Raw genomic sequence first — 14,193 nt, 5'->3', positions numbered from 1 at the left:
CCCGCCCGAGTGGTATGGTTTCAGCTGGCCAGCAACGCCGCCACTTCGCGTGCGTTCTTGCATGGCAAGAGCGCACTGCTTACCAGACGGGTGCCGAAAGCGTCATTGAGGCGTGCCGCCACCTGTTTGATATGCGGCAGCTTCAGTCCCATGGCGATAAACGCCGTCTCTTCCCCCCATTCCGGGCGCGGCGTTACGCCAATCGCCTGCCAGTAAATGGTCAGGATCTCGGCGCTGCGCGCCACCGGTGCGTTCGGCGGCGGGGCCGCGCAGGCGTTCAACGCCGGCTCGGTTTGCTGGTGGCTCAGGTCGGCGCGGATGCGATGGCGATCGGTTTTACCGTTGGCGGACAGCGGCAGCGCCTCGGCATGGATAAAGCGCGTGGGAATATGGGTACAGGGCAGATAGCCGGTGGCGAAGGCGCGGATCTCGGACAGCGGCAGCGGCTTGCCGTCGCGGGTCAGATACAGGGCGCCGAGCGCTGCCTCGTTGTTCTCTCCGCTGGGATAATCCACCACTACCATATCCAGGATCGCCGGATGGCGGCGCAGCACGTCTTCGATTTCCGGCAGCGAGACGCGCACGCCGCGGATCTTCACATAGCCGTTCACCCGGGTGGCGAACATGATGTTGCCGTCCGCACGGTAATAGCCCTGATCGCCGGTGCGGAAAGCGCGCAGCGGTTGCCCGTCCGGTCCTTCGAGGGTAACGAAATCGTGCTGCTTCAGCTCCCCCTGCTCCAGATAGCCTAACGCCAGGTTCACCCCGGCGGTGTGAATGCGGCCGACCACGCCGGCCGGGCAGTGGCTGCCGTCGTCATGGCAGATGAAGTAGCGGTTAGCCGGCAGCGGGCGGCCGTAAGGCACGGTGCCGCTCTCCTGTGGGGCGATCGGGTGCCAGATGCTCCAGATGGTGGTTTCGGTCGGCCCGCCGAGTGAGAACAGCGCGAGATCCTGGTGCAGGGTACGCAGGGTTTGTACCGTCGCCGGCTTGATATAGTCGCCGCCTTGCGCCACCAGGCGCAGCGAGCGCAGGCTGTCGGCCGTTTTGCAGGTGAGCAGCATCTCCAGAATGGCGGGTACCGAACACCACAGGGTGACCCGATGTTTTTCCACCAGTTGGTTCCAGCTGATGGCATCCTTTTCCTGATGTGGCGCCGGCAGCACCAGCGTGGCGCCGGCGCACAGCGAACCGAACAGATCGAACATCGACATGTCATGGTGCGGCGGCGTGACGGAAATGAAGACATCGTCGGCGGTGACTCTCCAGCGCTGTTGGGTTTGGTGCACGACGTTGGCGGTGGCGCGGTTGTTAAGCACCACGCATTTAGGCTTACCGGTGGTGCCGGAGGTATACAGGTAGTAGCTCGCGGCCTGGCTGGCGCTGCGTTCAACCAGCGTCCGTTCATCCGGCAGCGCGGGTGCGCGATCCGCCTGCGCCAGCAGGGTCGCCGGCGTCACGCCGATCGGCGTTTCGAGATCGCCGCCGTGCACTACCAGCGTCGGCCGGCAATTCTCCAGCAGGTAGGCGGTGCGTTCCGGCGGCGAGTTGATATCGATAGGCACCCAGATCACGCCCTGCAGGGCACAGGCGAGGCTGAAGATGATCTGTTCCGGGCTGCGCGGCAGATACAGTGCCACCACGTTGCCCGGCTGCACGCCGCGGCTCTGCAGGTTGGCGATCGCCGTGGCGATCCGCTGGCCCAGCTCGCGGTAGGTTAGCGTCTGCTCGCCGCAGATCAGCGCATTGCCGCCGTCTTGCGCGCCGAACAGCCGCTCGGCCAGCTGCGCCAGATAAGGATAAGGCGCGTAATTCGCTTCGCTGTCGTTGTGGCGGTAATGCGCCAGATCGATGAAGTCGCGCGGCGCGATCGCCAGGTCGGCCCGTTGGCAACTGTGCAGGATGCGTCGCTGCAACGCCGCCAGCATCGCTTCTACCTGTTCGTCATGCAGCGCCTGCTCGGCGTAGTCCACGCACAGCTGCAGATTTTTTTCGCTGTCCAACGTCAGGCGGATATCGATGGCGACCTGCGGCGTTTGGGTCAGGCCGTCGTGAAAGCGCACCGGCGCCTCGGCTGGCAGCGTTTCCCAACCCAGGCAATTGGTCAGGATCACCGGCAGCGCCGGGCCGCCCTGGCTTTGGCCGAGCAACTGCCGCGCCAGATCGACGCCGGAAAACGCCAGGTGATCGAGCGCGCCGAGCACGTCGTCCTGCAAGGCTTGCGCGCGCTGGATAAAATCTTCGCCGTGGCGGGAATAGCGCACCGCCACGAAGCTGGAGGCGTTGCCCAGGGCGCCGTCGGCGGCGGGGAACGCCACCGGCACCCCGACACACAGCTCGCCGTCGGTGGTCCAGTGGGCCAGCGTATCGAGGATCAGCGCCGACAGCAGGCTGTTGCGCAGCAGCGCATGCGGCGATCCCAGACGGCCAAGCTGTTTAACCGTGTCGTGCGGCAACGTCAGGCTGGCGCGGCGATAGCGTGATGAGGTGAGATTGGCGAGCGGGGCGCGCCACGGCAACGCCGACGGGGTGGTGACATCCTGCAGCTTTTCGCGCCAGTAGGCGGCATCGGCCTGGCGTTGCGCCGCCGATGCGGCGGGGGGCGGCAAGGCGGCGGCGGTCGGCGCCAGAGGGCGATCGTCGAACAGGCGCGCGATCACGGTGGAGATCCCCTGGCCGTCTAAGATCAAGGCATCGAAGCTGGTAAAGATCAGCGTATCGTACGGCGATCCCGTCGGATCCTGCTGTTCGGCAAGTTGGATCACGGCGATGCGCCACAGCGGTTGGCTCGGATCGTGGCGCTGGTGGGAGTAACGCGCGCGCAGTTGTTCGACCTGGCGCTGCGCCGCTTCACCATCAAGGGCGCGCAGATCGTGGCGATCCAGATGCAGCGTGGTTTCCGGGCGTACGTGCTGCGTGCCGCGCGGCACATCGATGCAGGTGCGCAGTGCCGGGTAGTGTTGAACCAGCTCGGTCAGGCGCGCTTCAAGGCGCGGTACGTCCAGCTGCCGGGCGCGGTATTCGCGAAAGTCGTGCATCGCCACGCCGCCCAGCGGCCATCGATCGCTGCGGCCCAGAAGATAGGCCTGCTGCAGTGCGGTTAATGGTGTCTCCATGGTACTTCCCTATAGTCGCTAACCGATTAAATCTCAGTGCTGCGGCGCCAGCGCGGCGAGCAGCGTTTTCGCATTCCGTCCTGCCTCGGGCGAGCGTTGGCAGATCAATGCCGCCAGCGCCGCCGGAGAGGGATGCGCCGCCAGATCCTGCGCCGTCAGCGCCGCCGCCAGATATTTGTTGAGCACCGTCAGCAGCGCGTTCACCCCAGCATCCGGCAGGGCCAAGCGGTGGATATCGTCGTGGTCGTGCAAGCTGGCCTCGGGAGCCACCCGCGCCAGCAGCCGGTGCAGCACCTGGCGCACCGGTGCCTGCTGCGCCAGCGCGTCGGGTGTGCATTGCGCCAACAGCTGTGACAGCGGGCGATCGAACGCCTCCGTTTGCCGTGCGGCCAGGTGCAGCAGCGCACGATAACAGGCCAGCAGGCGCGGCAGCGCGTGCTCGGGGAATGCGTCCAGCCGCACGTCCCAGTTAATCAGAATGCCGTCGTCGACGTGGGCGACCTGCGCATCCAGCGCAACCTGCGGTCCTTGAGAGATGACCCAGCCGAGACGGCCGAAGGTGTCGGTGACCCGTTCGGAAAACAGCGTCTTGCCGCGGATGCCGAAACCGGCGGTAAACACCACCGGAGAAGGCTGCAGGCTGCCGTGCAGGCGCGACAGATCGCGCATCACGCTCACGCCGGGGTAATCCGCATGTTCGATAAGCTCTGCCAGCTGTGCCATCAGGCGCCGGCAGAAAGCGCTCAGGTTTTCCGTCGGGTTCAGCTCCACGCCGAGCAGCACCAGGTTAGAGAAATCGCCGATAAGACGATGCGCGTCCTCCCGTTCGCTTTCGCGGTGGAACAGCGGCACGTTGAGCCGGAAGCGCGTCATATTCCAACCCTGGCCGACGGCCAGTGCGAACAGCGCTAAAAACAGCGTAGAGAGGGAGGTGTGGTGCCGCTTGGCGACATTCTCCAGCGCGCGGCTTTCTTCTGCATTCAGCTGTACGGCCAGGCGATCGCTGCGGCAGCGGTCCGGCGTGCGCAGCAGGCGCGGCGCCGGGGGCACCTGCGCCAGGCGTTCACGCCACCAACGCTGGCCGCGTTCGCGCCGCTGGCGTAGCGCCTCGTCGGCGTCGCGTCGTTCGAGGTGATCAAAGTAGGCCGCTGGTGCGTCATCGGAGGGGGGCGGCGGACACCGGTGATAAAACGCCGTCAGATCCTCCATCAACAGGCGAAAGCTCATGGCATCGCCGGCGATCATGTCGAGATCGACATGCAGGCGGCTGCGCCCTTCCGGCAACAGGCTCAGGCTGATATCGCAGGGCACGCCCTGTTCCAGCGGCAGCAGCTGGGTGCTTTTTGCCTGGCGTTTGGCGGCGAGCGCGGCTGCCAGCGTTGCTTCATCGGCGTGCTGCCAATCGTCGAGATGCAAGGCGTGCCGAGGGCCGGGAGGCGCGATCGTCTGCCGGCCATCGTCGGTAATGCGCAGGCGTAACAGCGGATGGTGCAGGTACAGCGCCTCGACGGCCTGGCGCAGCCGAGCGGTATCCAGCTCGCCGCCGTCGAATTCCGCATACAGGTGGGCGGCCATGCCGCCGAGGGGAGGAGCGGACTGTCGGCCTACCCAATAGGCGGCCTGCATCGTGGTCAAAGCTTTCATCGGGTATCCATTTTGATTCAGCCAACGAGACTGCAAGAATATATCCAAATGTTAATAGGAATGAAAATTATTATTATTTGATCCATTTGGCGATCGGGTGCTATCTATAAGGCGTTTTAGCGACGCCGGGCAGTGAGGGCATTGGGTGTGAATAATTTATCTATATTATTCTTAGCATTGAAATGATTGCTTGTTATTGCAGCGCTCGTTTTTCCTGCGAAAGTATAAGGGTTTCTGGCAGTTATCTTGTCAGGCCTCACACCTTTGTTGATAATGATTTGCATTAGAAAATGCAAAATATTATCATTCTTAACATTATTTTACGTTTTTATACAAGCTGCCGGCCGCTCCGCCGGCGGCTTAGCCGTGGACGGGGCCGCGCCCGTCCGGCCGCGAAAGGCATGGGTTTGCCGCAGGGATAAGCAACAGCAAGGCCGGGAAGGCCGCAGCGTCATGGTCTGTGTGAGTGTCGATGTAGGTTGTGTAAAAAAAAATCAAATTTTGTGCACCTCTGGGATGAAAGGAGAAGACATCTATGGGCAAGCATTTTGCGGCTCAACGGCATGAAAGCGTAGGAAACGGGGAAAAGGCGGGGTTGAAAGCCATTGGGGCGTTTTCCTCCGTATTTTTAGGGGTTTGTTCACTGGCGATCGGTAACGTCAACGCGGCGGAAACCAAGAGCAACGAAACCTACCAGGACGCGGAAACGCTGCTGGTCACCGGTGAGAAGATCAAACGTTCCATTTTCGACACCGGCTCCAGCGTGCAGGTGTTCGACAGCAACCGCATCGCCTCGATGCCTGACGCAGTGCAGATCCCCGATCTGCTGCGCATGACCCCCAACGTGGTGGATCTAGGCATCGGCAACGAACTGCCGACCGTGCGCGGCATCGACGGTTCCGGCCCGAACGTTGGCGCCAATGCCTTCCTCAGCGGCACCCGTCCGCGCCTCAATCTGTCGTTGGATGGCCGTTCGCTGACCTATAACGAACAGGCTTTCGGCCCACAGTCGCTGTGGGATCTGGATCGCGTCGAAGTGTTCCTCGGCCCGCAAAGCTACATTCAGGGGCGCAACGCCATCGCCGGCGCCATCGTCATGGCCAGTAAAGATCCGACCTTCGAATGGGAAAGCGCCTTCAAGGGCGGGGCCGGCAACCAGCACTCTTCACAGCTGGCCGCCATGGCGTCCGGCCCGCTGGTGGAAGATCAGCTGGCGTTCCGCGTCAGCGTCGATCGCCAGCGCCGCCGCAGCGAAGCCGATCTGCCGGCCTATGCGCCGGTGGGCGATCCACGCGAAGTGGAAGCCACCACCGCCCGTGCCAAGCTGTTGTTCAATCCGGCCGGACTGCGCGATCTGACCACCAAGCTGACCTTTAACCACTTCGGCAGCACCGCGCCACAGAACGAAAGCCTCAACCCGCAGCCGCATCCGACCAACCCGCGCCACGATCCGCGCCGCGCCGTGTTCAAAAGCAACATGAACAGCACCATCTGGGATCTGGCCTGGGAGGCCTCTGATGCGCTGACGTTTGAAAACCGCGTTATCTATACCGATTTCAACATCAACCGTCCGACCGCTTACAACATCCAATACGCCGAGATCGACGGCCAGGAAGTTCACGTGGAGCCGGTGGTGCGCTTCGGCGGTGCGGACAGCCGCCTGCACGGGCTAGCGGGGCTGCGTTACTTCCACGGCACGCAGGATGAGTTCGTCAACATCTTCGGCGGATCGACCTTCAAAGATAAAACCGATACCCATTCGGCGTTCGCCGAGCTGACCTATGCGCTGACGCCGCAGGTGGACGTGACTGCCGCCAGCCGCCTGGAACGCGAACACCGTCGCCGCGACGGCGGCAGCCAGGCGGTGCGCATCGATTTCGACGAAACCTACACCGTGTTCCTGCCGAAGCTGGACGTGGCCTGGAAACCGACGGATACCCAAACCTACGGTGCCAAGATCGCCCGCGGCTATAACGCCGGCGGCGGCGGCATCACGATCGGCACGCCGGTGGTCAGCTACACCTACGGTTCCGAGTATGTCTGGAACTACGAGTTGTACACCCGCCATCACCTGAAAGACGCCAACGTGGTGCTGACAGGTAACATCTTCTACAACGATTACAAAGACATGCAGCTGCCGTACTCGCTGGGTGAGAACTCCAGCGTGATCCGCAACGCCGACAAGGTGGAAACCTACGGTGCGGAAATCGGCGCCACCTGGCAGCCGCGCTGGGATTTCGAGCTGTTCGGCAACCTCGGCCTGCTGAAAACCGACATCAAGAAGTTCTCGGGCAGCGGCGTGGAAGGGCATGAGCTGGCGCGCGCACCGGCTTACACCGCCAACATGGGGGCCAAATATCAGTTCCTGAAAGGATGGGAGCTGAGCAGCAACGTGGCGTTTACCGACTCCTACTATTCGCAATACGACAACGACTCGCGCGGGCGCATCGGCTCCTATTGGACGGCTAACGCCCAGCTGGCTTACACCTTCGACTACGGTCGCGCCACGCTGTATGCGAAAAACCTGTTTGATTCCGACCGTCGTGAGATGGTCAGAAGCAATGACATTTACACGGCGACTCTCCAGCGAGGCCGCCTGGTCGGCGCAGCGGTTGAGCTGAATTTCTAACGCTATCGCGATGATGGGGGACGAATGTCCCCCGTTTTATGCGCTATCCCGGCACGGCCGGGCAAAGGAGATAACGCAGTGATCGGTGATTTTGACAGCATTCTGAGCGATGAAGAGGCCCAGCGGCTGGAGAGCGCGTTTCAGGCGCTGGGCGCGCCGTCGGCGAACGGCGAGCGGCCGGTAAGCGAAGCCGAAGAACGGGCATGGTTTGCCCATCTGCAGCAGGGTGACGCACGCGGGCAGCGGGCGCTGGCCTGGCGCCTGACGGGAGAGGTGGATATCGCCCAACTGACGGCGGCGCTGCAAGCGCTGGTGCGGGAAACGCCGGGCGTGAACGTGCGTTACGTTTTTGATGACGAAAACGGTTTGGTTAAACGCGCTGCCGATTCGGCGCCGTTGCCGGTGAGCCTGCGTCAGGTGGCGGATGAACAACACGCCATTTGTCGTCTGCTGCAAGTGCAGGCGGCGCCATTTGAACTGGAAAGCGAAGCGCCGCTGCGCTGCCTGCTGTTGCTCACGCCTGCCGATGACGTGATTTTGGGCGTGGTATTGCATGACATCCTGGCGGAAGCGCTGCCGTGGCGCCATCTGCCGGCGATGCTGTCCGCCCGCTATAACGGAGATGCGATGCCTCTGCCTTTCGCGGCGGCGCCGGTCGAGCTGCCGGAAATCCCGGCGCCACAGCTGCCCTGGGCGCGCCAGGCGGTCTCGCTGCAGGATTACCGCAGCCCGGCGCAGCGTACTGAAGCGTTGCCGCCGGTGGGCGCGCGCGTGGTCACACGCATTGATCGCTCGCTGTTGCCCGCCAACGACACGCCGCGGGCCTTGCTGGCGGCGGTGGCGGCACGGTTTGCCGAGTTCGTCGCCGCGCAGGCCGGCGGCCAAGCGGTGCAGCTGTGCGTGCCGGCCGCAGAAACGGCAGAGTTCGCCGGCCTGGATCTGGGCCTGACGGCGGCGCCGCTGATGCGCCTGACCGTGCAGCATGGCGAGGGCGACGTCGGGCAGCGGCTGCTGGCGCAGGCCGTGGCTGAACAGCCGGATCCGCAGCGGGCGCAGTTGCTGGTGGCCTGGCGTGACGATCTGGCCGCAGAGTGGCGGCTGGAAGGCGTTCACGCCGAACGCCTGTTGCTGCCGCCGCTGCATACGCCGTTTGAACTGGCGCTGCTATTGGGCTTGCCCGAAGCGGAAGCGTTAACGCTGGAGCTGGTCACCGACCCGCGCCTGTCTCCGCACGCGGCGCCTTTCCTGCTGGAGCAGTTCAGCGCGTTCCTGGCCGGGCAGCGAATTGCCGTCGCATTGCCGGTGGCTGAGGCCGTTTCCCCGGCAATGGCCGCGCCGGCGGCGAACGGCGACGCCGACGAAAGCGTTGCGCCGCTGATTTTGCAGGAGTTCCGTGAGGCGCTGGTGGCGCCGGAAATGACCCTGGATGAAGACTTCTTCGATCGCGGCGGCCATTCGCTGGTCGCTACCCGGGTGATCGGCCGTTTGCTGAGCCTGCATCAGATCGAAATCAACATTAACGATCTGTTCAGCCATCCGACGGCGCGTGGGTTGGCGGGCTACGCCAAACGCCTGAACGTTGCGCAGCCGAATGCCGCGCTAGCCATCGCCGACGATCATGAGGGGGCGCAGGCGCCGCTGTCGCTGGCGCAGGAATCGCTGTGGAAGGTGTATGAAGCCTTCGGCCATGATGAGATTTTCAACCTGCCGTTCTCTCTGCGCTTCTTCGATGCTGTGGACGAAACGGCGCTGCACCAGGCGTTTATCGACGTCATGACTCGCCATACCGTGCTGCGTTCACGCTTCGTCGAGCAGCAGGGGGAGGTGGTGCAGGTGGTGGTGCCGGCCGCAGAACTGCCGGATTATCAGTGGTTCCGCTTCTCTCACGAGACGCCGGCGGGTAATGCCGCCGCCCTGTTGGCCGACGCCGGCCAGCACCGGTTCGATCTGGCCGCCGAGCTGCCGCTGCGCGCCACGCTGCTGCGCGATGCGGACAACGGCCAACAGCTGCTGTCGCTGCTGTTCCACCATGTGGTGCTGGATGAATGGTCGCTCAACCTGATGATGGACGAGCTGGGCGTCGCCTATCGCTATCGCGTCGTCGGCCAGGCGCCGCAGTGGAGCGGGCAGCCGCCGCAGTTCCACACCTTCGCCCGGCAACAGCGGGCCTCGGGGGTGCAGCAGCAACATCTGGACTACTGGCTCGATGCGCTGCGCGGCGCGCCGGTCGGCCAGCCGATCTTCCGGCAAGAAGCGTCCACCCACCCGGCGGTGCCGGCGCCGGCGGACGTCAACGGCGGCTGGCTGGAGTTCGAGGTCGATCCTGCCGTGGCGGAAGGCTTGTATCAGCTTGCCCGCCGCAACAACGCGTCGCTGTTCAACGTGGTGTATGCCGGGATTACCTCGGCGCTGCGTCTGCTGGGCGGCCCGGCGGATCTGCTGGTGGGCACCTCGACTTCCGGCCGTAACGACGCCGAGTTCTTCGATACCGTCGGCTACTTCACCACCGTGGTGGTGCACCGCGTGCGCTTCGACGAAGGGCTGACGGTGGCCGGGTTGGTCAGCCAGGTGAAAAACACCATCAATGGCTCGCTGCCGTACACCGACATTCCGATCGATCTGGTGGAAGAAGGGCTGTTCGGCGTGGAGGCCGACCGCAAGAACCACATGTTCGAAGTGTTCATCCAGATCCACAGCCGCATCAAGCTGAACGGCGAGTTCCGGCTGCAGGACGGCAGCACGATCGCCTACCGTCAGGTGGAGCCGGAGAAAGCCGAATCGTTGCTCGGCCTGCAGTTTGAGGTGATGGAAGACGATCTGGCCGGGAAGAAATCCCTACGGGTGATGATGACCTACCGTCAGGACCACTACAGCCGGGAGCAGGCCAATCTGATCGCCGATGGCGTTCAGCACGTCTTTACCCAGTTTGCGCAGCACATCGCTGGCGATATCGCTCTGGCGGCGCTGCCGCCCGGGCCGCAGGCATGACGTTGTTTCACTCTAACCGAAAGCATGATTTTCAAGGAGATAAAAGGATGTCTGGAACCCTAGCAACCCCGCGCGCGCTACTGTCGCTGCTGGTGGCGGCCTCTCTGGTGGTCGCCGGCGCCGCGCAGGCGGACGACGTTGGCATCAAACCGCAGGACATCAAGCGCGAGGCGCTATCGTCGACGGTGGTGGAGATGGCCTACAGCACCTCGCAACAGGCGCTGTTCGTCAGCGCGCCGGACTGGAAGGAAGAGGCGCGCTCCCGCGTGCTGCGGCTGGATCCCAACACCCTGGCGATCAAGGCAGAGATCCCACTGCAGGTGAAAGGCTTCGGCGTGGCGCTGAACGACGCGGGCAATCGCCTGTACCTGACGCAGGCCTTCAACGGCGAAGTCGGGGTGGTGGACACCACTACCAACCACGCGCTGGGCAGCATCAAGCTGCTGGACAAAGCGGTGCTGGAGCAGGCTTACAAGCAGGCGGGCATCAGCGGCAAGCGCCTGGACTTCCTGTTGGCGGAGCTGAAGAAATTCAAAATCACCGAGGACTACCTGTACCGCCTCCGCGAGCTCAAGTATGACGCGCAAAGCGGCCGTCTGTTCCTGCCGGGTCTGGGTTTCGGCGTCGACAGCGTGCTGTACGTGGTCGATACCAAAGCCGGCAAGCTGGAGAAAGTGATCCCGGGCTTCGGCTACAACGCGGTGGGCATCACGCTGGATGAGAAGGGCCGTCGGGTATTCGTTTCCAACATGCAGGGGCAGGTGATCACCCTTAACGCCGACACGCTGGCGATCACCGCCACGCACGAAGTACAGGCCGATCAGCTGCTAAACCTGGTGTATGACCCGGCGAGCAATCGCCTGCTGGGCGTCGATCAGGGCATCGATCGCGACGACTACCGTAACCATCATCTGGGGCACGACTACGTGAAGCGCAGCAGTGGCCACCGGGTGTTTGCGCTGGATGCGGACAGCGGCAAAGTGCTGGCCAGCGAGCTGACGGATGAGGTGCCGATCGGCCTGCTGCTCGACGAGCGCAGCCAGCGGCTGTATGTCGCCAACCGCAAAGGCGTGCGCGTGGATCACGGCGCCGGGACGCTGACGGTGTTCGACGCCAAAACGCTTAAACGCCTGCAAACCATAGACCTGCCGCCGCACCCTAACAGCCTGGCGTTGGATCCGAAAGGCGACGCGCTGTTTGTGACGGTGAAAAACGACGGCGCTTCCACCAAGGCCGGCAAGCCGGAAAGCGTGGTGCGTATTCAACTGCACACCAAATAACTGAATATAAAGATAAAAAAAAGGGCGCCGCGGCGCCCTTTCTAGTGGCTGACAAAGGAGGAAAAAGCGTGGATTTTCCTCCTTTGTGGTTATCAGCCGAAAATCAATGAATTGATTTTCCTTGTTTTCTATCTGTCGCCTAATGAAAGCCCGGCAACGTCATCCGCTTTGTCATTTACCTCAAGGGGTGCTGAGCCCCCCTTTGTCGTTGGGTCATGTCATCAGAAGTGGGTGTTGATGCTCATGTAGTAGGTACGGCCCGGTTCGTTGTAGGTGGCCGCGCCCGCGCCGGCGATGTTGATCGCGCCGGTAATCGGGTCGCCCACGTTCTGCGCGTTACCGGCGCGGAACTGGCGTTTGTCGAACAGGTTGTCGATGCCGGCAGTGACGCTGACGTTTTTGGTCAGGTCATAGGTCGCACTGGCGCCGACGACGGCGTAAGGGCTAACCTCGCGGGTTTCGCCGCCGGTGGCCGGTTTACCCTGGTAGTTGTACTTCTTCGGCTTCTGACGGCCGTACCAGGTCAGGGTGGACTGCATCGACAGATCCTGCGTAGCCTGCCAGCTGAGGGTCGAGTTGACGGTGAACTTCGGGATCACCGACAGGTAATCGCCGGTGGTCTTGTTCTTGTTCTCGATCATGTAGGTGGCGTTGTTGCTCCAGGTGACGGTCTCACTGACCGGCACGTTCAACGAGCCTTCCAGCCCTTGTACGACCGCTTTCGGTACGTTCTCCCACTGATAGACCGCCGTACCGGTGCTGCTGGTGGCGATGCGCGAGTTACCCGCTTCAATCTTGTTGTGGTAATCGTTGCGGAAGTAGGTGACGCCGGCCAGCCAGCCTTCGTTATGGAACTCCAGCCCGATCTCTTTGTTGACGCTGGTTTCCGCCTTCAGATCGTCGTTACCGAGCAGGTAGCAGCCGTTTCTGACATCGCTGCCCGCACACCCTTGGCCTTTGCTGTACAGCAGGTAGTTGCCGTTGGTCTGGTACAGGGTCGGCGCCTTGTAAGAACGGGCGATGCCCATTTTCAGCGTGAAGTAGTCGCCCAGTTCCTGCGACAGGTTCAGCGCCGGGCTCCAGTTGTTGCCGGATTCTGAATGCAGATCGTAACGCAGACCCGGCGTCAGCATGGTGGTGTCGGTCAGCTCGATGTTGTCTTCGGCGAACAGCGAGAAGATATGCGCGGAAGCGTAAGGGCTGCGCGTGCCGTTGCCCATGCCGGGAATAGTGCCGCCCATCAGCGTTTGGCTGGTGGACGTGCCGTCTTTCATCCGCTGTTGGGTCCACTCGGTACCCAGCGTAGCGGTTTGCGCGACGCCCAGCTCAAACGGCACGCTGACTTCGCTGTGCGCCAGGAAGTCGTCCAGCTTGGTGGTGCCGAAACCGGTGTTTTTGGTGTCGAAGATGCCTTCGGTGCCGCCGGCCAAGCCCTCGTTCAGGCGGGTATTGCGGGTGCGCTCGAACTGCACGTAGTTGTTGGTGCTCACGCCGTTGTCCCAGGCGCCGCGGTGGGTCAGGCCGAAGGTTTCACGGTAGATGCGGTTGGTCTCTTTGCCGTAGTTGCTCTGCACCAGGGCATTGGTGTTGGTGTTCTGGGTATCGCCAGAATACAGGTTGCCCTGGCGGCCGTAGGCATACTCGAACTCCAATGACTGCAGATGGGCGAAGTCCCAGTGCAGCAAGGCGTCGATGTTTTTATCGACCACCCCTTCACGCCCGGCGGGCAGGCTGTTGGCGTAGGCGCCTACGCGTTCGGACTTGTGTGATTCGTTAATGTCCCAGGCGTCGGCCTGCGTTTTGCTGTAGCCGCCGAACAGGCGGAAGCTCAGGGAGTCGCTCAGCGGGCCGGACAGGCTGAAGTCGGTGCGCTTGGTAGCGCCTTCCTGCTTGTGCTGCGGCACGTTGAAGTAGCCGTTCAGCGAGCCGTGCAGCGCATCACCGGCCTTCTTGGTGATGATGTTGACCACGCCGCCCGCGGCGCCGTTGCCGTAGCGCGCTGCGGCAGGGCCGCGCAGTACTTCGATGCGCTCGATCATTTCTGGCGGCACCCAGGCGGTATCGCCGCGCGAGTCGCGCTCGCCGCGCCAGCCCTGACGCACCGAGTTGCGGCTGGAGGCCGGTTTGCCGTCGATCAGAATCAGGGTGTTTTCCGGGCCCATGCCGCGGATATCGATCTGGCGATTGTTGCCGCGCTGGCCGCTGGTGGAGTTGCCGGTCAGGTTAACCCCGGGCATGGTGCGGATCAGTTCGCTGATGTCGCGCGCCGGCGGGCGTTTTTTGATCTCTTCGGCGGTGATGGTGGACACCCCCGGCGCCTGCAGGTTCTGCCGGGCGGCGGTCACGACGATGGTGTCTTCGCCGCGCGGCTTTTTATCCGCTGTGCCGCTGTTTTCTTCCGTGGTGGGGGTGTCGGTCTGCTGCGCGGCGTTGGCGAACGCGGACGCGCCCAATCCCAAGCCGATAAGAGTGGCTAAAGAATAACGTGATAGCTTGCTTTTCATTTGAGTGTCCTACCTTGCTGCCATCCCTCGCC

Annotated in this window: 6 protein-coding genes; 3 read left to right on the top strand and 3 right to left on the bottom strand. The window is 63.0% G+C overall.

Translation table 11 applies throughout. From position 1 onward, the window contains the following. Positions 1 to 20: 20 nt before the first annotated feature. Both RE418_RS04720 and RE418_RS04715 read right to left on the bottom strand, forming a co-directional pair. Positions 21 to 3,116: an amino acid adenylation domain-containing protein gene (locus RE418_RS04720; RefSeq protein WP_089181547.1), complete on the bottom strand. Its 3,096-nt coding sequence runs from the start codon at positions 3,114 to 3,116 to the stop codon at positions 21 to 23. A 33-nt stretch (positions 3,117 to 3,149) separates the two neighbouring features. After that, positions 3,150 to 4,760: a condensation domain-containing protein gene (locus RE418_RS04715; protein ID WP_049207227.1), complete on the bottom strand. Its 1,611-nt coding sequence runs from the start codon at positions 4,758 to 4,760 to the stop codon at positions 3,150 to 3,152. Between the two features lie 535 nt (positions 4,761 to 5,295). Here RE418_RS04715 and RE418_RS04710 point away from each other — a divergent pair. The 3 genes from RE418_RS04710 (at position 5,296) to RE418_RS04700 (ending at position 11,657) form a co-directional block, all read left to right on the top strand. Continuing rightward, positions 5,296 to 7,389, top strand: coding sequence for a TonB-dependent receptor (locus tag RE418_RS04710; RefSeq protein WP_025304960.1), 2,094 nt, complete (start codon positions 5,296 to 5,298; stop codon positions 7,387 to 7,389). A 78-nt stretch (positions 7,390 to 7,467) separates the two neighbouring features. Beyond that, positions 7,468 to 10,377, top strand: coding sequence for a condensation domain-containing protein (locus RE418_RS04705; protein ID WP_089181548.1), 2,910 nt, complete (start codon positions 7,468 to 7,470; stop codon positions 10,375 to 10,377). A 47-nt stretch (positions 10,378 to 10,424) separates the two neighbouring features. After that, the gene (locus RE418_RS04700) at positions 10,425 to 11,657 is read left to right on the top strand and encodes a YncE family protein (protein WP_043142366.1); all 1,233 of its coding nucleotides are present in this window, start codon (positions 10,425 to 10,427) and stop codon (positions 11,655 to 11,657) included. Positions 11,658 to 11,878: 221 nt separating this feature from the next. On the opposite strand, the gene RE418_RS04695 is transcribed toward RE418_RS04700, so the two are convergent. Beyond that, complete coding sequence (locus RE418_RS04695) at positions 11,879 to 14,161, bottom strand: TonB-dependent siderophore receptor (protein ID WP_089181549.1); 2,283 nt, start codon at positions 14,159 to 14,161, stop codon at positions 11,879 to 11,881. Positions 14,162 to 14,193: the final 32 nt, after the last annotated feature.

It is taken from the genome of Serratia sp. szju, assembly GCF_044594185.1.
In the GTDB taxonomy this organism is placed as follows: Bacteria; Pseudomonadota; Gammaproteobacteria; order Enterobacterales; family Enterobacteriaceae; genus Serratia; species Serratia bockelmannii.
This window is presented reverse-complemented; position numbering and strand designations above follow the sequence as displayed.

Excerpts from the sequence above, each read along its gene's own strand:
- RE418_RS04710 (WP_025304960.1), top strand. The coding sequence starts at position 5,296 with ATGGGCAAGCATTTTGCGGCTCAACGGCATGAAAGCGTAGGAAACGGG.
- RE418_RS04720 (WP_089181547.1), bottom strand. The coding sequence starts at position 3,116 with ATGGAGACACCATTAACCGCACTGCAGCAGGCCTATCTTCTGGGCCGC.
- RE418_RS04715 (WP_049207227.1), bottom strand. The coding sequence starts at position 4,760 with ATGAAAGCTTTGACCACGATGCAGGCCGCCTATTGGGTAGGCCGACAG.
- RE418_RS04695 (WP_089181549.1), bottom strand. The coding sequence starts at position 14,161 with ATGAAAAGCAAGCTATCACGTTATTCTTTAGCCACTCTTATCGGCTTG.
- RE418_RS04700 (WP_043142366.1), top strand. The coding sequence starts at position 10,425 with ATGTCTGGAACCCTAGCAACCCCGCGCGCGCTACTGTCGCTGCTGGTG.